This window comes from Actinomycetes bacterium, assembly GCA_036510875.1.
Taxonomy (GTDB): Bacteria; Actinomycetota; Actinomycetes; order Prado026; family Prado026; genus DATCDE01.
On sequence record DATCDE010000244.1, the window covers coordinates 1 to 18,415 of the forward strand.

19 protein-coding genes and 1 tRNA gene are annotated in these 18,415 nt (G+C 73.3%); 11 read left to right on the plus strand and 9 right to left on the minus strand.

Going from position 1 to position 18,415, the window contains the following annotated elements; translation table 11 throughout:
• On the minus strand, positions 1-331 hold a 331-nt coding region (locus VIM19_14060), incomplete at its 3' end, for a hypothetical protein (GenBank protein HEY5185990.1).
• Between the two features lie 167 nt (positions 332-498).
• Between VIM19_14060 and VIM19_14065 the strand changes: the two genes are divergently transcribed.
• The 6 genes from VIM19_14065 to rlmB all read left to right on the plus strand — a co-directional run bounded on the left by VIM19_14065 (position 499) and on the right by rlmB (position 5,884).
• Entirely contained in the window at positions 499-981 is a 483-nt protein-coding gene (locus tag VIM19_14065; GenBank protein ID HEY5185991.1) for a CarD family transcriptional regulator, read from the plus strand.
• Positions 982-1,045: 64 nt separating this feature from the next.
• A complete protein-coding gene (locus VIM19_14070; protein ID HEY5185992.1) occupies positions 1,046-2,155 on the plus strand; it encodes a TRAM domain-containing protein in 1,110 nt (369 codons plus the stop codon).
• Positions 2,152-2,859, plus strand: a complete 708-nt coding sequence (ispD, locus tag VIM19_14075) for a 2-C-methyl-D-erythritol 4-phosphate cytidylyltransferase (protein ID HEY5185993.1) — start codon at positions 2,152-2,154, stop codon at positions 2,857-2,859. The genes VIM19_14070 and ispD overlap by 4 nt, the downstream gene beginning before the upstream one ends.
• Positions 2,856-3,329 carry a 2-C-methyl-D-erythritol 2,4-cyclodiphosphate synthase gene (gene ispF / locus VIM19_14080; GenBank protein HEY5185994.1) on the plus strand — a complete coding sequence of 158 codons (474 nt, stop codon included), beginning with the start codon at positions 2,856-2,858 and terminating at the stop codon, positions 3,327-3,329. The genes ispD and ispF overlap by 4 nt, the downstream gene beginning before the upstream one ends.
• Positions 3,330-3,503: 174 nt before the next feature.
• Positions 3,504-4,898 carry a cysteine--tRNA ligase gene (cysS, locus tag VIM19_14085; protein HEY5185995.1) on the plus strand — a complete coding sequence of 465 codons (1,395 nt, stop codon included), beginning with the start codon at positions 3,504-3,506 and terminating at the stop codon, positions 4,896-4,898.
• Positions 4,898-5,884 carry a 23S rRNA (guanosine(2251)-2'-O)-methyltransferase RlmB gene (gene rlmB, locus VIM19_14090; protein HEY5185996.1) on the plus strand — a complete coding sequence of 329 codons (987 nt, stop codon included), beginning with the start codon at positions 4,898-4,900 and terminating at the stop codon, positions 5,882-5,884. The genes cysS and rlmB overlap by 1 nt, the downstream gene beginning before the upstream one ends.
• A 16-nt stretch (positions 5,885-5,900) precedes the next feature.
• On the opposite strand, the gene VIM19_14095 is transcribed toward rlmB, so the two are convergent.
• The 3 genes from VIM19_14095 to VIM19_14105 all read right to left on the minus strand — a co-directional run bounded on the left by VIM19_14095 (position 5,901) and on the right by VIM19_14105 (position 9,731).
• The gene (locus tag VIM19_14095; GenBank protein HEY5185997.1) at positions 5,901-7,178 is read right to left on the minus strand and encodes a DUF4032 domain-containing protein; all 1,278 of its coding nucleotides are present in this window, start codon (positions 7,176-7,178) and stop codon (positions 5,901-5,903) included.
• A 26-nt stretch (positions 7,179-7,204) separates the two neighbouring features.
• The gene (gene ugpC / locus VIM19_14100) at positions 7,205-8,296 is read right to left on the minus strand and encodes a sn-glycerol-3-phosphate ABC transporter ATP-binding protein UgpC (protein HEY5185998.1); all 1,092 of its coding nucleotides are present in this window, start codon (positions 8,294-8,296) and stop codon (positions 7,205-7,207) included.
• 118 nt (positions 8,297-8,414) lie between these two features.
• Positions 8,415-9,731: an extracellular solute-binding protein gene (locus VIM19_14105; protein HEY5185999.1), complete on the minus strand. Its 1,317-nt coding sequence runs from the start codon at positions 9,729-9,731 to the stop codon at positions 8,415-8,417.
• A gap of 71 nt (positions 9,732-9,802) precedes the next feature.
• Here VIM19_14105 and VIM19_14110 point away from each other — a divergent pair, with 71 nt between their 5' ends.
• Together VIM19_14110 and VIM19_14115 are read left to right on the plus strand one after the other, a co-directional pair.
• A complete protein-coding gene (locus VIM19_14110; protein HEY5186000.1) occupies positions 9,803-10,864 on the plus strand; it encodes a LacI family DNA-binding transcriptional regulator in 1,062 nt (353 codons plus the stop codon).
• A gap of 24 nt (positions 10,865-10,888) precedes the next feature.
• The gene (locus tag VIM19_14115) at positions 10,889-12,244 is read left to right on the plus strand and encodes an aminotransferase class V-fold PLP-dependent enzyme (GenBank protein ID HEY5186001.1); all 1,356 of its coding nucleotides are present in this window, start codon (positions 10,889-10,891) and stop codon (positions 12,242-12,244) included.
• Positions 12,245-12,254: 10 nt separating this feature from the next.
• Here VIM19_14115 and VIM19_14120 read toward each other — a convergent pair whose 3' ends face one another.
• On the minus strand, positions 12,255-13,304 hold the full coding sequence (locus VIM19_14120) for a LacI family DNA-binding transcriptional regulator (protein HEY5186002.1): 1,050 nt from the start codon (positions 13,302-13,304) through the stop codon (positions 12,255-12,257).
• Positions 13,305-13,415: 111 nt separating this feature from the next.
• On the opposite strand from VIM19_14120, the gene VIM19_14125 reads away from it, so the two are divergent.
• Positions 13,416-14,318 carry a substrate-binding domain-containing protein gene (locus VIM19_14125; protein HEY5186003.1) on the plus strand — a complete coding sequence of 301 codons (903 nt, stop codon included), beginning with the start codon at positions 13,416-13,418 and terminating at the stop codon, positions 14,316-14,318.
• A 34-nt stretch (positions 14,319-14,352) separates the two neighbouring features.
• Here VIM19_14125 and VIM19_14130 read toward each other — a convergent pair whose 3' ends face one another.
• Complete coding sequence (locus tag VIM19_14130) at positions 14,353-16,197, minus strand: long-chain fatty acid--CoA ligase (GenBank protein HEY5186004.1); 1,845 nt, start codon at positions 16,195-16,197, stop codon at positions 14,353-14,355.
• A 142-nt stretch (positions 16,198-16,339) separates the two neighbouring features.
• Between VIM19_14130 and VIM19_14135 the strand changes: the two genes are divergently transcribed.
• Both VIM19_14135 and VIM19_14140 read left to right on the plus strand, forming a co-directional pair.
• A complete protein-coding gene (locus tag VIM19_14135; protein HEY5186005.1) occupies positions 16,340-17,305 on the plus strand; it encodes a patatin-like phospholipase family protein in 966 nt (321 codons plus the stop codon).
• A 90-nt stretch (positions 17,306-17,395) separates the two neighbouring features.
• A tRNA-Thr gene (locus VIM19_14140) sits at positions 17,396-17,468 on the plus strand.
• A gap of 24 nt (positions 17,469-17,492) precedes the next feature.
• On the opposite strand, the gene VIM19_14145 is transcribed toward VIM19_14140, so the two are convergent.
• The 3 genes from VIM19_14145 to rbcL form a co-directional block, all read right to left on the minus strand.
• Entirely contained in the window at positions 17,493-17,684 is a 192-nt protein-coding gene (locus VIM19_14145; protein HEY5186006.1) for a hypothetical protein, read from the minus strand.
• Between the two features lie 174 nt (positions 17,685-17,858).
• Positions 17,859-18,185 (minus strand): ribulose bisphosphate carboxylase small subunit, encoded by a 327-nt coding sequence (locus VIM19_14150; protein ID HEY5186007.1) that lies wholly within the window; start codon positions 18,183-18,185, stop codon positions 17,859-17,861.
• 57 nt (positions 18,186-18,242) lie between these two features.
• The coding region (gene rbcL / locus VIM19_14155) for a ribulose-bisphosphate carboxylase large subunit (GenBank protein ID HEY5186008.1) at positions 18,243-18,415 on the minus strand (173 nt) is incomplete at its 5' end.

Below are 18,415 nucleotides of genomic sequence, written 5' to 3' on the forward strand. Positions count from 1 at the left end.
CGGCGGCCGGCGCCGTGGCCAGTGGCGTGGAGAAGCCGCCGACCGTGCCGCCGCGCGGGGTGAGCGCGGCCAGCGCGCTGCCGACCAGCGCGAGGACCGCCAGCACGACGACGAGCAGCGCCGGCGGCGACATCCGGCGCAGCTGCGCCCCGCGGGGTGCGTCGGGGCGGCCGTCGGCCTTGGCCCGCAGCTCGAGGTAGTAGGCGCGACGGTCCTCGTCGAGCGCGCGGGCGTCGTCGGGGACCAGCAGCGCCAGACCCTCGAGCTCGGCGGCGTCGAGGTCGTCGTGGCGTCCTTCCGGATCCGGTGCCTGCCCGGATGCCCCGCTCATCCGGACAGTATGCGCCCCCGCCCCCTTACGCGGGCGGACGACGATCATGAACGGGCCACCCCCAGCACGTCCCGGGGACCCTTGTCAAGCCCCTGACCTGCACAAACGCCCTTAAGGGTGTCCTGACCCCGTGTTATCCTGGAGGCCGAGGAAGGGGTACCGCACACATGATCTTTCAGGTCGGCGAAACGGTCGTTTACCCCCATCACGGGGCAGCCCTCATCGAAGCCATCGAGTCTCGGGTCATCAAAGGGGTTGAGAAGACCTACCTAGTCCTCAAAGTCGCCCAAGGCGACCTGACCGTGCGCGTCCCCGCCGACAACGCCGAGTTCGTCGGCGTGCGCGACGTGGTCGGCGCCGAGGGTCTGGAGCGGGTCTTCTCCGTGCTGCGCATGCCGCACACCGAGGAGCCCACCAACTGGTCGCGCCGCTACAAGGCCAACCTGGAGAAGCTCGCCTCCGGCGACGTCATCAAGGTCGCCGAGGTGGTCCGCGACCTGTGGCGCCGCGAGCGTGAGCGCGGGCTGTCGGCCGGCGAGAAGCGGATGTTGGCGAAGGCCCGGCAGATCCTTGTGTCGGAGCTCGCACTTGCCGAGAACACCAACGAGGACAAGGCAGAAGCCATCCTCGACGAGGTCCTGGCGTCCTGAGGGCGGGCGGGCCGCGTCCCGCCCCTCGACCCGGCTCCGGCCGGGCAGAACGCTGGAGGACCCGATGAGTCCCCGACCAGCTCGGGTGCCGAACGTCGTCGTCGAGCTGCTGCGCCTGTGCGTGGTCATCTTCTTCGCGGGTCTCGGCTACGAGGTCGCCCTGCTCGTGCGCAACGAGGCAGGGCAGGGGGCGTTGGGCGTCGACCCGATCTGGCTGGGACTGCTGCTGGGCACCGCGACCGGGTTCGTGCTCGGCGGCATGGTCGGTCGGGTGACCGAGCGGGCTGTGAGCCGCACCGAGCGCAGCCTGCAGGGGGTCTCCGCCGAGCACATCGTGGCCGGCGTCTTCGGTGCGGTGCTCGGCCTGCTGGTCGGTGCCGCGGTGGCCTGGCCGGTGTTCCTCATCGGCGATCGGCTGCTCGCCGTCCCGCTGTTCGCCTTCGTGCTGGTGACCCTCGCGCTGCTCGGCTACCGGGTCGGCACCTCCCGCCGGGACGGCATGCTCGGCCTGTTCGGCCCGAGCGCCGGGCTGCCGCCGCGCCAGCCGGTCACCGCGCTGCTGCCGCGCATCGTGGACACCTCGATCGCCATCGACGGCCGGGTCCTGGACGTCGTCAAGGCCGGCTTCCTGGGCGGGCGGATGCTGGTGCCGGCACCGGTGCTGGCCGAGCTGCAGGGGCTGGCCGACGCCGCTGACGACCTGCGCCGCGGCCGGGGCCGGCGCGGGCTGGAGGTGCTCGAGGCGTTGCGTCGCGAGCCCGGCGTGGACGTCGAGGTCATCGACGACGAGGCGCCCGGCGTCCCGGAGGTGGACGCCAAGCTGGTCCGGATGTCCCTCGACCGGGGCGCGGCGCTGCTCACCCTGGACACCAACCTGGCCCGCACCGCCGCGCTGGCCGGCGTCCGGGTGATGAACCTGCACGCGCTGACGTTGGCCGTGCGGCCCCCGGTCGTCGCCGGCGACGAGGTCACCGTGCTGCTCACCAAGGCGGGTCGGGAGCACGGACAGGCCGTGGGCTACCTCGATGACGGCACCATGGTGGTCGTGGAGCGGGCCCGCGACGGCGTGGGCCACGAGGCGGAGGTCCAGGTGACCAGTGTGCTGACGACCGCGAACGGCCGGATGGTGTTCGCCAAGCCGTTGTCGATCGCGGGGACCCGGGTCCACGCGTGACCACGGCGGCCGTCGTCCCGGCCGCGGGACGCGGCGAGCGCCTCGGCCCGGGCACCCCGAAGGCGCTGCGGCTGCTCGGCGGGGTGCCGCTGCTCGTGCACGCCGTCCACGCGCTGTCCGCGGCCCGGTCGGTCGACCTGGTCGTGGTCGCCGCCCCCGCCGACGGCGTGGCCCAGGTGCGCGCCCTGCTCGCCGACCACGACGTCGGCGCCGAGGTGACCGTGGTGGCCGGTGGGACCACCCGGCAGGAGTCGGTGCGGCTGGCGCTGGCCGCGCTGCCCGACGCCGTCGACGTCGTGCTGGTCCACGACGCGGCCCGCCCGCTGGCCCCGGTGGAGCTCGTCGACCGGGTCGCCGCGGCGGTGCGCGACGGCGCGGACGCCGTCGTCCCCGGGCTGCCGGTGGCCGACACGATCAAGCGGGTGGACCCGACCGGGCGGGTCGAGGAGACCCTGGACCGCTCGGTGCTGCGGGCGATCCAGACCCCGCAGGGGTTCCGGCGGCCCGTTCTCGCGGCCGCGCACGCCGGCGCAGACGACTCGGTGTCGGACCTGACCGACGATGCTGGCCTGGTGGAGCGCGCAGGTGGCACCGTGGTGGTCGTGCCCGGCGACGAGGAGGCCTTCAAGGTGACCCGACCGCTCGACCTGCTGCTGGCCGAGGCGGCGCTGGCCCGGCGCCGGGCGCTGCGGTCCCAGCCGTGAGAGTGGGCCTCGGCGTCGACGTCCACCCGCTGGAGGCCGGCCGGCCGATGTGGCTGGCCGGGTTGCTGTGGCCGGATGAGCCGGCCGGCTGCGCCGGGCACTCCGACGGTGACGTCGCGGCGCACGCGCTGTGCGACGCGGTGCTCTCGGCCGCGGGGCTGGGCGACCTGGGGGCCTGGTTCGGCACCGACCGGCCGGAGTGGGCCGGCGCCTCGGGCGCGGCCCTGCTGACCGAGACGGCCCGGATCCTGGCCGACGCCGGCTGGCAGGTCGGCAACGCCGCCGTCTCGGTGATCGGCAACCGGCCCCGGCTGGCCGGGCGCCGCGCCGAGGCGCAGCGGGCGCTGGCGGCGGCGCTGGGCGGCGCCCCCGTGTCGGTGGCCGCCACGACGACCGATGGCCTCGGCCTCACTGGCCGCGGCGAGGGCCTGGCCGCCGTCGCCACTGCCCTGGTCGTCCCCCGAAGCTGAGCCCGGCTCGGGCCGGACGGGCCGCCCCGAGCTGATCCAGCAGCTGGCCCAGAAGGACCGCGGCAAGGCCGTACCCGGCGAACGAGGACACCGGCAACGTCCGCGTCGTCGTCCGGATCACGCCGGAGAAGCTCGTCGTCCGCGTCGGTTGATCCACCCCCGTACCCTGGGACGGTGACGCTGCGCCTCTACGACACCGCGACCCGATCGGTCCGGGACTTCGTCCCGCTCGTTCCCGGGACGGCGTCGGTCTACCTGTGCGGGGCCACCGTGCAGGCGCCGCCGCACATCGGGCACATCCGCTCCGGGGTGGCCTTCGACGTGCTGTCACGATGGCTGGCGTTCCGCGGCTACGCGGTGACCCTCATCCGCAACGTCACCGACATCGACGACAAGATCATCGCGAACGCGGCGGCCGAGGGCGTCCCCTACTGGGTGGTCGCCGCCCGCAACGAGCAGGCGTTCACCTGGGCCTACGACGTCCTGGGCTGCCAGCGGCCGACGTACGAGCCGCGGGCCACCGGGCACGTGCCGGAGATGGTCGTGCTCATGCAGCGGCTGATCGACGCCGGGCACGCCTACGCGGCCGAGGGCGATGTGTACTTCGACGTCCGGTCCTGGCCGTCGTACGGGGAGCTGTCCGGGCAGCGCATCGACGAGATGCAGCCCGCCCCCGACAGCGAGCCGACGGCCAAGCGCGACCCGCGCGACTTCGCGCTGTGGAAGGGCGCCAAGCCCGGCGAGCCGCAGTGGGACACCCCGTGGGGGGCCGGGCGGCCGGGCTGGCACCTGGAGTGCTCGGCCATGGCGCACAAGTTCTGCGGCGCCGAGTTCGACATCCACGGTGGCGGGCTCGACCTGGTCTTCCCGCACCACGAGAACGAGATCGCGCAGTCCCGCGCGGCGGGGGACGGGTTCGCCCGGTACTGGCTGCACAACGCCTGGGTGACGACGTCCGGGGAGAAGATGAGCAAGTCGCTGGGCAACTCGCTGCTGGTCAGCGAGGTGGTCAAGCGGGTCCGCCCGATCGAGCTGCGCTACTACCTGGCCGGGTCGCACTACCGGTCGCACCAGGAGTACTCCGAGGAGGCGCTCGCCGACGCCGCGGCCGGCTTCCGCCGGATCGAGGGGTTCGTGCACCGCGCCACCGTGGTCACCGGCGGGGTCGAGCCGACCCTGCTGTGCGCCGACTTCGAGCTGGCCATGGACGACGACCTGTCGGTGCCCGCGGCGCTCGCTGCGCTGCACGAGGTGGTGCGCGAGGGCAACAAGCTGCTGGCGGACGGCGACTCGCCCGCGCTGCGCGGCACCCTCGGGTCGGTGCGCGCGATGCTCCGCGTCCTCGGCCTCGACCCGCTCGGCCCGGGCTGGGGCGGCACCGCCGACACCGGCGGGCTGCGCGACGTCGTGGACGCGCTCGTGGGCCTGGCCCTCGAGCAGCGGACGCAGGCCCGCGCCCGCAAGGACTTCGCAGCCGCCGACGCGGTTCGCGACTCGCTGCGCGCGGCCGGGGTCCTCGTCGAGGACACCCCGCAGGGCCCGCGCTGGACCCTCGAAGGCGAGGCCTGATGGCCGGCAACTCCCAGCGGCAGGGTGCCAAGCGCACCCCCGGGACGAAGAAGGGCGCGACCGTCGGCAGCGGCGGCCAGAAGTCCAAGGGGCTGCGGGGCCGCGGTCCCACGCCGAAGGCCACCCAGCGCACCAAGCACGTCGCCGCGAACCGGTCCGCGACGGCCGCCCGCCGCGGCGGTCCGGCGCCGGTGCAGGGCGGGCGGCCGGGAACCGGCCGGCCCGGCGGTCGGCCGACCGCGCGCGAGGGCAACGAGGTGGTGGCCGGCCGCAACTCCGTGGTCGAGGCGCTGCGGGCCCACATCCCGGCCACCGCGCTGCACGTGGCGGACCGCATCGACGCCGACGACCGGGTCAAGGAGGCCGTCCAGCTGGCCAACGCGGCCCGGCTGCCGATCCTCGAGGTGCCGCGCGGCGAGCTGGACCGGATGGCCGCCGGCGCGGTGCACCAGGGGATCACCCTGACCGTGCCGCCGTACCACTACGCCCACCCCGACGACCTGCCGCACCGGGCCGACGAGACGGGCACCGCGCCGCTCATCGTCGCCCTGGACGGCGTCACCGACCCGCGCAACCTCGGCGCCGTGGTGCGCTCGGCCGCCGCGTTCGGCGCGCACGGCGTCGTCGTGCCGGAGCGCCGGGCGGCGGGCATGACGGCGTCCGCCTGGAAGTCGTCGGCCGGTGCGGCCGCGCGGATCCCGGTGGCCCGGGCCACCAACCTGACCCGTCAGCTGGAGAGGTACCGCGAGGCCGGCATGGTCGTGGTCGGCCTGGACGCCGACGGCACCGTGGACGCCGCCGACCTCGAGGTGGCCACCGACCCGCTGGTGGTCGTGGTGGGCGCCGAGGGCGCCGGGCTGTCCCGGCTGGTGGTCCGCGCCTGCGACCTGCTGGTGCGCATCCCGATGGCCAGGGGCAACGAGTCGCTCAACGCAGGGGTCGCGGCCGGCATTGTGCTCTACGAGGTGGCCCGGCACCGCAGCTGAGGCATCGCGGCGATGGTCATGCGAAGGGGCGCTCGTCGGTGGGGGTGAAGGTCAGCCGCAGCGAGGCGGTGTCATCGGACGAGGTGCCGATCCGGGTGCCGAGCACCGCCTGCTCGTCCGGCTTGCGGGTCAGCACGTCGATCAGGTAGCTCTCCACGGCCGCGCTGATCCCCACGTCGTGCCCGGCCTGCTCGGACAGGAACCAGCGGTGCTCGAGCACCTCGTGGAACACCTCGGCCGGCTCCAGCTTGCCGCGCAACCCCCTGGGCACCGCCTGGACGACCGGCTCGAACACCTCGGTGAGCCAGCGGTGCGCGACGATCTCCTCCGACTCCTCACCCAGGCCGGCCCGGAAGGTGTCCAGGTCGTTGAGCAACCGCCGGGCCTGGTTCTCCTGGACGTCGAGCCCGGTCAGCCGCAGCAGCCGACGGCTGTGGTGGCCGGCGTCCACCACCTTGGGCTGCACCGTGATCCGCGGCCCGTCCGACTCGGTGGACACCTGCAGCTCGGCGACGTCGAAGCCCAGCTCGTTCAGCCGCCGGATGTGCGAGTCGACCCGGTGCCGCTCGGCCGGCAGGACGGTCAGCGGGCTGGTGAGCTCGTTCCACAAGCCGACGTAACGCTGCGAGACGGCGTCCGCGGTGTGCATCGGGTCGATCGTCTCGTGCAGCATCCCACCGGCCTGCAGGTCGAGCAGCTCGCCGTAGATGTTGACCCTGGCCACCTCGAGGTCGTTCCCCCGCTGCCCGTCGCTGAGCGTCGGGTGCATCTCACCGGTCTCGGCGTCCACGAGATAGGCCGCGAACGCGCCGGCGTCCCGGCGGAACAAGGTGTTGGACAGCGAGCAGTCGTTCCAGGAGAACCCGGCCAGGTGCAGCCGGACGATGAGCAGGCAGAGGGCGTCCAGCAGCCGGTTGGCCGTGTCCGGGCGCAGCGTCGTGGAGAACAGCGCGCGGTAGGGCAGCGAGAACTCCAGGTGCCGGGTGATCAGCGCCGGCTCGAGCGGCTGCCCGTCGGCGGCGAGCCGGCCGGTGACCACCCCGACGGCCTGCACGCTGGGCGCGCCCACCCGCTCGAGGGCGCGCAGCAGCCGGTACTCGTTGCGGGCCGCCCGCTCGGCGACCTCCTTGATCGCGTACACCCGATGGCCGAGCCGGACGAACCGGACGACGTGGCGCGAGATGCCCCGCGGGAGGGCGACCAGCCGGTCGGGCGGCCACTCCTCCAGCGGGACGGGCCACGGCAGGAACAGGATGTCCGGGTCGTCGGGCGCCGCGGTGAAGACCAGGCCCATGGGGTCTACTCTCCGGCCGCGGGCCCTTAGTTCAGCGCCAGGCCATCGGCGGTGGAGAACACGTGCGCGTGGTTCTCCGCGACGCGCACGTGGATGGTGTCGCCCTTGGCCGGGGGCTTGCGCCCGTCGGTGCGGACGATGACCTCCTGCTTGCCCCGCTCGAGCAGGTCGATCTGCCCGTAGACGTACGCGTCGGCGCCGAGCACCTCGACGAGCACCACCTCCACGGGGGCGCCGCTGCCGTCCTCGGTGGTCCGCAGGTCCTCGGGGCGGAAGCCGAGCGTCACCGTCTTCAGGCCCTGCGCCGCCGCCTTCGCCATGACCTCACGCTCCAGCGGCTCGACGTAGCGCGGCATCTGCACGCCGCCCTCGACCAGGGGCGCCTCGATCAGGTTCATCGCCGGGGAGCCGATGAAGCCCGCGACGAAGACGTTGGCCGGCGTGTTGTACAGGTCGGTCGGGGTGCCGACCTGCTGCAAGATGCCGTCCTTGAGCACGGCCACCCGGTCGCCCATCGTCATGGCCTCGGTCTGGTCGTGCGTGACGTAGACCGTGGTGACCCCCAGGCGGCGCTGCAGCGACGCGATCTGGGTGCGGGTCTGGACCCGCAGCTTGGCGTCGAGGTTGGACAGCGGCTCGTCCATGAGGAACACCTGCGGCTCGCGGACGATGGCCCGGCCCATGGCCACCCGCTGCCGCTGACCGCCGGACAGCGCCTTGGGCTTGCGGTCGAGGTACTCCACGAGGTCGAGCAGCTTCGCGGCCTCGCCGACCCGACGCTTGATGTCGTCCTTCGACACCCCCGCGATCTTCAGCGCGAAGCCCATGTTCTCGGCGACCGACATGTGCGGGTACAGCGCGTAGTTCTGGAACACCATCGCGATGTCGCGGTCCTTGGGGGGCAGGTTCGTGACGTCCCTGTCGCCGATGAATACGGCGCCCTCGTTGACGTCCTCGAGCCCCGCGAGCATGCGCAGCGAGGTGGACTTCCCGCAGCCGGACGGGCCGACGAGGACGAGGAACTCGCCGTCGCCGATCGCCAGGTCCAGCTTATCGACGGCCGGGGTGGTGGCACCGGGATAGGTGCGGGTGGCCTTGTCGAAGGTGACCGTAGCCATGAACGAACCCTTCCTTCCACCGGCAGGAACGTGCCGGACGATCCGTTGTGGAGGGACTGCTCCGTGCACCCTAGCCGGGGGCGGAACCTCCGGTGAGGGGAAGTGCCGGATTGCCCGCTCAGGGCGCGGGGGCGATGGTGTAGGTGAGGCTGCTGGCGAACTTCACCGCGGTGTCGTTCAGGGCCGCCTGCGGGTCGGTTCCGTTCACCAGGCAGGCCTTCAGCGCGTCGCCGAGCGGGTACAGCAGGTTGGCGGCGCCCTGCACCGGGGGCAGCGCCTGGGCGGTGAGCAAGATCTTGGCGTACACCGACAGGAACGGGTCGGCGGTGACCAGCGGCTGGGCCAGCACCGAGCTGAGCGAGGGGAGCAGGCCGGCCTGGCTGGTGAGGGCCGCCTGCGCGGCCGCACTGGTGAGGTAGGCGGTCAGCAGCGAGGCGGCGCTGGGCGCCGTCGTCCCGGCGTAGACCGCGACGGCGTCGCCGCCGACCGGGGCCACGCTCTGCCCGGTCGAGCCGGGGGGCAGCGGGACGGCGACGACGCTGTCGGCCGGCCGGCCCCGGGTGAGCAGCGGCAGCGCCGACAGCGAGTCGACGGTCATGGCCAGGACCCCGTCGCTGAACGCGGACCGGACGGCGGTGGCCCGGAACGGGTCCACCTGGGTGACCTGGGCGTCCATCTGGCTGGCCGGCGGCGCGGGGATGCCGACCCGCAGGGTCAGCCCGGCGACCGCCGCCGGCTGGGAGATCAGCACCTGCTTGGTCGACGGGTTCAGCAGCTGGCCGCCGGCGCTGTAGATGAACGGCAGCAGGTGGTAGCCGTCGAAGGAGGTGTCGAAGGCGCGGATGCCGTACGCGGTCAGCGGGCCGGCCGCGGCGACGACGTCCGCCCAGGTCCTCGGCACCGGCAGCTTGGCCCCGGCCAGCAGGGTCTTGTCGACGACCAGGGCCAGGGTGTCCGTCGTCTGCGGCGCCGAGTAGAGCCGGCCGTCGAAGGTGGCCGCCGCCTGGGCCGCCGGCACGATGTCGTCCTGGACGTCGGCGGGCAGCAGGCCGTCCAGCGCCAGCAGGTAGCCCTTGCCGGCGAAGTCGGAGGTCCACTCGGTGGGCAGCCGCAGCACGTCGGGGACGCCGCTCGCGGACTTGGCCGCGGTGTCGAACCGCCCGCGCAGCACCTGGGCGTCCATCGGCTCGTAGCGCACGGTGATCTGCGGGTGCTCGACCTCGAAGTGGTCCAGCAGGGTGCGCATCGCCGCCTCGGTGGCGTGGGAGTCGGGGGCGTCCCACACGACCAGCTGCTGCGCGGCCGGGGACGCCGTCGCGGCGGACGGCCCCGGCCCGGCCGAGGTGGCCGAGCAGGCGGCGGTCAGCACGGCGGCGATCCCGGCCAGCGCGACGGCCCGGAGCCTGCCACCCGGTTCCGCTCCCCGCCTGCCCACCGGCCCACGCTAACAACGATCAGCAGCACCGATCAGCCTCGGGGGTTGCGCAGGGTCCTACAGTGGCCCGCATGCACGTCCGTCTCGCCGACATCGCCGCCCACGCCGGGGTGAGCGAGGCCACGGTGAGCCGCGTGCTCAACGAGAAGCCGGGGGTCACCGCGGACAAGCGGCAGCTGGTGCTCACCGCCCTCGACGTGCTCGGCTACGAGCGGCCGTCCCGGCTGCGCAGGCGCAGCGCCGGCCTGGTCGGCCTGATCGTGCCCGAGCTCACCAACCCGATCTTCCCCGCGTTCGCGCAGGTCATCGAGGCCGAGCTCGCGCAGCGCGGCTACACGCCGGTGCTGTGCACCGAGGCGCCGGGCGGCGCCACCGAGGACGACTTCATCGAGCAGCTGCTCGAGCGGGGGGTCTCCGGGATGGTCTTCGTCTCGGGGCTGCACGCGGACACGGCGGCCGACCACCAGCGGTACCGCCGGCTGATCGAGCGGCGGCTGCCCGTGGTGTTCATCAACGGGCACGTGCCCGACCTGGAGGCGCCGTTCATCTCCGACGACGACGTCGCGGCCATGGAGCTCGCGGTGGGGCACCTGGTGTCGTTGGGGCACCGGGCCATCGGGCTGGCCGTGGGACCCGACCGGTTCGTCCCGGTGATCCGCAAGGTGGACGGCTTCCGGGCCGCGATGCAGGCCAGGCTGAGCCTGTCCGAGCCGGAGATCGACTGCCTGATCGAGCACTCGATGTTCTCGGTGGAGGGCGGCCAGGCCGCGGCCGCCCGGCTGCTCGACGGCGGGGCCACCGCGATCGTGTGCGGGTCGGACATGATGGCGCTGGGGGCCGTGCGAGCGGCCCGCCAGCGCGGCCTGGACGTGCCCGACGACGTGTCAGTGGTCGGCTACGACGACTCCCCGCTCATCGCGTTCACCGACCCGCCGCTGACCACGGTGCGGCAGTCGGTGCCGGCCATGGGCAGCGCCGCCGTCCGGGCCCTGCTCGACGAGATCGGCCACCTGCCCACCCCGCACGCCGAGTACGTGTTCCGCCCCGAGCTCATCGTGCGCGGCTCCACCGGCGCCGCGCCGGACCAAAAGCTCACCATGGTCGGCGACCGGACGGTCACCGGGCGGGCCTGATCCCAGGGCCTACACTCCCGGCTCGTGCACCGATACGACGAAGACACCGACCGGCTGGCGCAGGCGATCCTGGAGTACGCCCGGCACCGGCTGCGGCTGGACCCGGTCCCGCTCGACGGCCCCCGGCCCCACGCCGACCTCTACGCCGAGGTGGGCGAGACGATCACCGCGGCGGGCCTCGGCGGGGACCGGGCGCTCCAGCTGTTCGACGACGTGCTGTCCAAGGCCTGCATCTCGGTCGACCATCCGCGCTACCTGTCCTTCATCCCGGCCGCGCCGACCGAGGCCGCGTCCTTGTTCGACCTCGTCGTCGGGGCGTCGTCCATCTATGGCGGCAGCTGGCTGGAGGGCGCCGGGGCGGTCTTCGCCGAGAACCAGGCGCTGGCCTGGCTGGCCGGCCTCGCGGGGTTCCCCGAGTCGGCCGGCGGGGTGTTCGTCCAGGGCGGCACGCTGGGCAACCTGTCCGCGCTGGTCGCGGCGCGGCACGCGGCCGCGGTCCGCCGAGACGGCGAGCGCCCGGCCCGGTGGCTGGTGGCGTGCAGCGCCGAGGCGCACTCGTCGGTCGCCGCGGCGGCCCGGGTCATGGACGTCGACGTCTTGCTGGTCCCCGGCGACGAGCGCGGCCGGCTGACCGGTGTCGCGCTGGCCGAGACGCTCGACGCGCACGGCGCCGACGACGTGTTCGCCGTCGTCGCGACCGGCGGGACGACGAACTTCGGCATCGTCGACGACCTGGCCGGCGTCGCTGAGGTCGCCACCTCGCGCGGGATCTGGCTGCACGTGGACGGCGCGTACGGGCTGGCCGCGCTGGCCGCGCCGTCCAGCCGGCCGCTGTTCGCGGGCCTCGAGCGCGCGGACTCGTTCATCGTCGACCCGCACAAGTGGCTGTTCGCGCCGTTCGACGCGTGCGCGCTGGTCTACCGCGAGCCGCAGCTGGCCCGCGCCGCGCACACCCAGACCGCGGGCTACCTCGAGGTGATCAACAAGGCCGAGGATGAGTGGAACCCCTCCGACTACGCGATCCACCTGTCCCGGCGGGCCCGCGGGCTGCCGTTCTGGTTCTCGTTGGCCACGCACGGCAGCGACGCCTACGCGGCCGCGGTCGAGCAGACCCTGGCGGTGGCCCGGGCCGCGGCCGACGAGGTGCGGGCGCGCGGCTACGTCGAGCTGGTGCGCGAGCCGGACCTGTCCGTGGTGGTGTTCCGACGGCTGGGCTGGACGGCGCGGCAGTACTACGACTGGTCGGACCGGCTGATGAAGGCGAACTACGCCTTCGTCACGCCGACCACGCACGCGGGGGAGACGGTGACCCGGTTCGCGGTGGTCAACCCGCGGACGTCGGTGAGCGACATCCAGGGCATCCTCGACACGATGGCCTGACCCTCGGCGGTCAGCCTCGCGGGGGCAGCTCGCCGGAGCCGCGCGGCACCAGGCGGGTCGGCACCACCCGGGTGGTGGTCGGGTCGGTGTCGCCGTCGATGCGGGCGAACAGCAGCCGCGCAGCCAGGGTGCCCATGGCCGCCGGGTCCTGCGCGACGACGGTCACCGCCGGCTCGAGCAGGTCGGCCAGCGGGAAGTCGTCGAAGCCGACCAGGGCGACCTCGTGCTGCCGGCCGAGCCGGCGCAGCGCCCGGATCGCGCCGATCGTCACCAGGTTCTGCCCGGCGAACAGCGCGGTCGGCGGGTGTCTGCGGCCCAGCAGCGCCAGCGCCGCGGACTCCGCCTGCTCGACGGTGCGCAGGTCGGAGCGCACGAGGTCCGGCCGGTCGGCCAGGCCCGCGGCGGCCAGGGCGTCGCGGTAGCCCTGCAGCCGGTCCTGGGCGGTCGTGATCGTGGCCAGGTCGCCCAGGAAGCCGATCCGCCGGTGCCCGTGCCCGACCAGGTGGCGGACCCCGTTCGCCGCGCCGGCCCGCCCGTCGGCGAGCACGGCGTCGGCGTCCAGCAGCACCGGGGGCCGGTCCACGAAGACCAGCGCCGTGCCGGCCCGCTGCTCCGCGCGCAGGTAGCCGTGGTCGTGGCTGGCCGGGACGACGATCAGCCCGTCCACCCGCCGGGTGGCGAACGCGCCGGCCAGCCGGACCTCGCGGTCGGGGTCCTCGTCCAGGCTGGCGGCCAGCACGGCGACGCCCCGCGCGACGGCGACATCCTCGACGGCTCGGTGCAGCGCCGAGGAGAACGGGTTGGCGACGTCCGGCAGCAGCAGGCCGATGGTCGCCGTCCGCCCGCCGGAACGGCGCAGGCTGCTGGCCCCGAGGTTGGGCCGGTACTGCAGCCGCTCGGCTGCGGCCCGCACCTTGCGGGCCAGCGGCTCGGTCACCCCCGGCTCGCCGTTGACGACCCGGGACACGGTCTTGAGGCTGACCCCGGCCAGGGCCGCAACGTCGCGCATGGTGGCCCGCGGCTGCGCTGGGCCGTCGTCCGAGCCAGATAACGATGTCATGTCGGAGCCGACCCTAGTCGGGACAGCCATTGACGAGAGGGAGAACGTCGTCCATGCTCGCTCTGACAACGTTGTCAGACTGGACCTCGTGCGGGCGGGCTGGAGACGGACATGGCGGAGCGGGCAGCGGGGCCGCAGGGCACGAGTCCCGGACGGGCGCGGGGGTCCCGGCTGGTCGCCCTGATCGTCCCCGGGCTGACCAAGCCGATCGCGTTCGCCCGGGCGGTCGACGACGGTCTGGCCCAGCACGGGTACACGTTGGTGCTGTGCACCCCGACACCGGGCGGGGCCACCGAGGACGACTTCGTCGACGTGCTGCTCGACCGCGGGGTCACCGGGCTGGTCTTCGTCGCCGGTCGCCACGCCGACTCGACGGCCGACCACGGGCGCTACCGGCAGCTGGCCGGGCGCGGGCTGCCGCTGGTCCTGGTCAACGGCTTCCTGCCCGACCTGGACGCGACGTTTCTGTCCACCGACGACGAGCTGGCCATGGACATGGCGGTGCAGCACCTGGCCGCGCTGGGGCACACGACGCTCGGCCTGGTGGTCGGGCCGCGACGGCTGCTGCAGGCCCGTGGCCAAGCGCTCGGCTTCACCCGGGCGGTGTCCGCCCGGCTGGGGGCGGCGCCGGACCCCGCGACGGCGCTGGTCGAGCACTCGGCGCTGTCGGTCGCGGCCGGCCAGCAGGCCGCCGACCGCCTGCTGGACCGGGGGGCGACCGCCCTCCTGTGCGGCTCCGACCTGGTCGCGCTCGGGGCGGTGCGCGCGGCACGCTGCAGGGGGCTGTCGGTGCCTGAGGACTTCTCGGTCGTGGGCTACGACGACAGTGCCGTCACCGCGTTCGTGGACCCACCGCTGACCGTGGTCCGCCCGCCGGCACCTGCCATGGGGGCGGCCGCCGTCACCGCACTGCTCGACCAGATCTCGGGTGTGCGGCTGACCGGGCGCGAGTACGTGTTCCGGCCCGAGCTGGTCGTCCGCGGCTCGACCGCGCGGCTGCGGCGAGGCGCCTGACCGCGGTCGACCGGGTCACCGGGACCAACCGGGATCAACTCGGCGGCCGAGCGCCGTACATGGAGTCGAACAGCGACCGGTACTTCACCTCCATGGTCCGCCGCTTGACCTTCATGCTGGGCGTCAGCTCGTCGTCCTCGACCGACAGGTCGTGGTCGAGGATCCGAAAGCCCTTGATGGTCTCCCAGCGGTTGAGCCGGCCGTTGAGCTCCTCGACGCAAGTCTGCACGTAGTCGTGGACCGCCGGGTCCGCCGCCAAGGTGGGGTAGTCGCTGGCCGTCCGGCCGTGCGCCGCACCCCACTGGGCCAGCGCGTCGGGGTCCAGCGCGATCAGGGCGGTCGCGTAGCTGCGCTGCTCGGCGTGCACGATCATCTGGCTGGCCAGCGGACAGACCGCCTTGAACGTGACCTCGATGGACTGCGGCGCGATGTACTTCCCACCGGAGGTCTTGATCAGGTCCTTCTTCCGGTCGGTGACCCGCAGCCGGCCCGCCGCGTCCAGCTCGCCGACGTCACCGGTGGCGAACCACCCGTCGGCCGACAGCACCTGGGCGGTCTCCTCGGGCAGGTTGTGGTAGCCGCGCATCACCAGGGGGCCGCGGATCAGCACCTCCCCGTCGTCCGCGATCTTGAGCTCGGAGCCGACCAGCGGCGGGCCGGTGAACCCGACCTTCGGGCGCTCGGGGTCACCGATGCAGGCCCCACCGCCGGTCTCGGTCAGCGCGTACCCCTCGATGACCACCAGCCCGGCCGCGAGGAACCAGGCGGCGATGTCCGCCGAGAGGGCGGCACTGCCGGAGACCATGAAGCGGATCCGCCCGCCCAGCCGGTCGCGGACCTTCGACAGCACCAGTCGGTCGGCCAGCGCGAACTGGGCCTTCGTGGCGAGGCTCGACGAGCGGCCCGCCAGCCGGTCCCGGGCCACCCGGTCGCCCACCCCGAACCCCCAGGTGAACAGCTTGAGCTTGATCCCGCCTTCTTCCTGGATCGTCTGCACGACCTTGGCGTGCACCTTCTCGTAGATCCGCGGTGGGCCCGCCATGAAGGTCGGCTGGATGACTGCCACGTTGTCGACGATCTTGTCGATGCGGCCGTCGACGGCGGTGGGGAAGCCGATCTGCAGCTGGACGGCGGCGAGCATCTTGCCGAACGAGTGCGACAGCGGCAGCCACAGGTACTGCAGGTCGTCCCGGCGCAGGATCTTGATGGCCTCGGCCCCGGCGCCCAGGTACGTCCAGCACCGGTGCGGCAGCTCGACGCCCTTGGGCCGGCCGGTGGTGCCGGAGGTGTAGATCAAGGTGGCCAGGTGCTCGGGCCGGACGGCGGCCACGGCGTCGTCGACCGACGTGGGGTGGTCGGTCAGCTGCTTGGCGCCCAGGGTCTCCAGGTCGGCCAGGCTGATGACCCACTCCCCGTCCGCCCGGCCGTCGAAGGTGACCACCCGGATCACCTCGGGCAAGTGGTCGCGCTGGGCGCGCAGCTTGGCGATCTGGTCGTCGTCCTCGGCGAAGATGATGCGCGAACCGCTGTCGGCCAGGATGTACGCGACGTCCTCACCGCCGGTGGTGGGGTAGACGGCGGTCGTGGCGGCGCCGGCGCACATGACCGCCAGGTCCGCGTACAGCCACTCGATCCGGGTGCCGGAGGCGATGGCGACCCGCTCCTCCGGCTGGATCCCCAGAGCCAGCAGGCCGGCCGCCAGGGTCTGGACCCGCTCCGCGGCCTGCGCCCAGCTGACCGACGTCCAGCCGGTGCTGGTGGGGAACCGGAACGCCTCGGCCCTGGGCGTGGCGGCCACCCGGTCGTAGAACAACCGCGCCAGCGAGTCTGCCGGCTTCGGGTAGGTGCTGGTGTCCAGGGTGCCCGTGGTCGTCGCCATTGCTCCTCCAGCCCCGTGCGGCCGCCTCTGCTGGCCGGGTCGGCCGCCCGATCCGTTCACTGCCTCCAGCGTTGCCCGCCGGCGGGTGCGTCGCCAGGGAAGTACGTCCCACGGCCCCGCCGGTGGTCACTAGCATCCGCCCGTGGAGCGTCCGCGGCGGGTGGCGCTGTCCTTGGGGGCGGGCGGGGCCCGCGGCTACGCCCACATCGGGGTACTTCAGGTGCTCCAGGAGCGCGGCTTCGAGGTCGTCGGCATCGCAGCGGCGTCCATGGGGGCGCTGGTGGGCGGTCTGCATGCGGCGGGTCGGCTCGGGGACTACGCCGACTGGGTGGTGACGCTGACCCAGATGCAGGTGGTGCGGATGCTCAACGTCTCGCGCGGCAGCGGCGGGGCGTTGCGCGCCGACCGGGTGCTCGCGCGCGTGAACGAGCTGCTCGACGGCGTGGCGATCGAGAGCCTCCCGATCCCGTACACCGCCGTCGCCACCGACCTGTTCGCGCGAAGGCCCGTGTGGTTCCAGCGCGGGCCGCTGGACGTCGCGGTTCGCGCGTCGATCGCTATCCCTGGGATGTTCAGCCCGGTCGTGGTCGACGGCCGGGTCCTGGTGGACGGCGGTCTGATGGATCCGATGCCGGTCACGCCGATCGCCGCCATCCCCTGCGACCTCACGGTGGCGGTCTCCTTGACCGGTGAGCGCAACCCGCACGCCGCCGTGGCACCCGCGGCCGAGGACGGGCTGATGGATGCGTGGGCGGCCAGGATCCGCCGGGGCACCTCGACGCTGCTGGAGAACGAGCTGCTGCGCTCGGTGGTGGGGCGGCTGGGTGCCGAGCCCGAGCCGGGGTCCGGCGGTGAGTCAGCGGAGGACGCGCAGGGCGAGGCGCTCCCGCCCGGACTCCGAGGATTCGACGTGATGACCCTGTCGCTCGAGGCGATGCAGGCCGTGATCGCCCGCTACCAGCTCGCCAGCTACCCACCCGACGTCCACGTCACGATCTCCAGGGACGCCTGCCGCAGCATCGACTTCCACCGGGGCGCCGAGATGATCGAGCTCGGCCGGGTGACGACCGAGGCGGCACTCGACGAGGCGGGGCTGGTCACCGCCTGAGCCGCAAGCCGGCCGGTGTCGCCCCAGACCCGGGGGGGAGATGACAGGTTGTCGTCCCTGGGCTCGTCCCGGCTACAGTCCCCCTGTTCCGCCGGCGTGGCGCAATTGGCAGCGCACCCGACTTGTAATCGGGAGGTTAGGGGTTCGATTCCCCTCGCCGGCTCCCCTGTGAAGGCCCGGGACCTCGTTAACGGGTGTCCCGGGACGTCGTTGATGTCTGGGGTCTTCTGCCGCCGCGTTGGGGGCTGCCCTTGGGTGGTCCGGGTTTGACGCCGCGGGGCTGGTAGTCGCGGGTGGGGTCGAGGACCAGGTCGCGCAGGATCTCGCCGGTTTGGGTGGCGATGACGGTGACGTGCAGGTCGTGGATGAGGATGCGCACATCTGTGCCGGCGTGGCGGGTGCCGATGCCGACCGAGCCGCTTGGTGTGGACCGCGTCGATGTGGAGGGTGGATGTGGATGTGGAGGGTGGATGTGGACCAGCGCCCCACAGTCGCCGCGCGCCCCCTCACCGAACCTGACCCTCGCGCGCGGGCAACGACTCCGGTCATGTCGTCAGTCGAGCTCCCCGCGGTGCACCACGATGGCCAGCCCCTGGCTCTGCCGACGAGCGTCGTAGCCGATCAGCCGAATGTGGTCGCCAGGATGGGCTTCTCGGCACTCGCCCACCTCCGCCATGATCGCTTGTGCGTCGTCCTCGCCGAACATCGGCAGCTTCCACATGTACCAGTAGGTGCCCGTCGCTCGGGCGGGCTCGACGTGCTCGATCGCGCAGGCCCATCCCTTCGCGAGCATGTGCTCGACCTGGCGCTGGATCTGCTCTGCGGTCAGGGGTGGCAGGTAGGAGAACGTCCCGAGTTTGCGTGCGGCGGGATCGTCCAACCGGGAGGGGAAGTCCTGGATCGACATGTGCGTGGCTCCGGATTCTCTGCGTCTCGGCTACTTCGTGGCGAGCTTGTCGACGACGTCGAAGTCGAAGGTGACTTCCTTCCACGTCTCCATCGCGATGGCAAGGGCCGGACTGTGGCGGGCGGCCTCGGCGAGCACGGCACGCGCCTCCTTCTCCACCGCGCGGCCCTCGTTGCGGGCACGGACGCAGGCCTCCAAAGCAA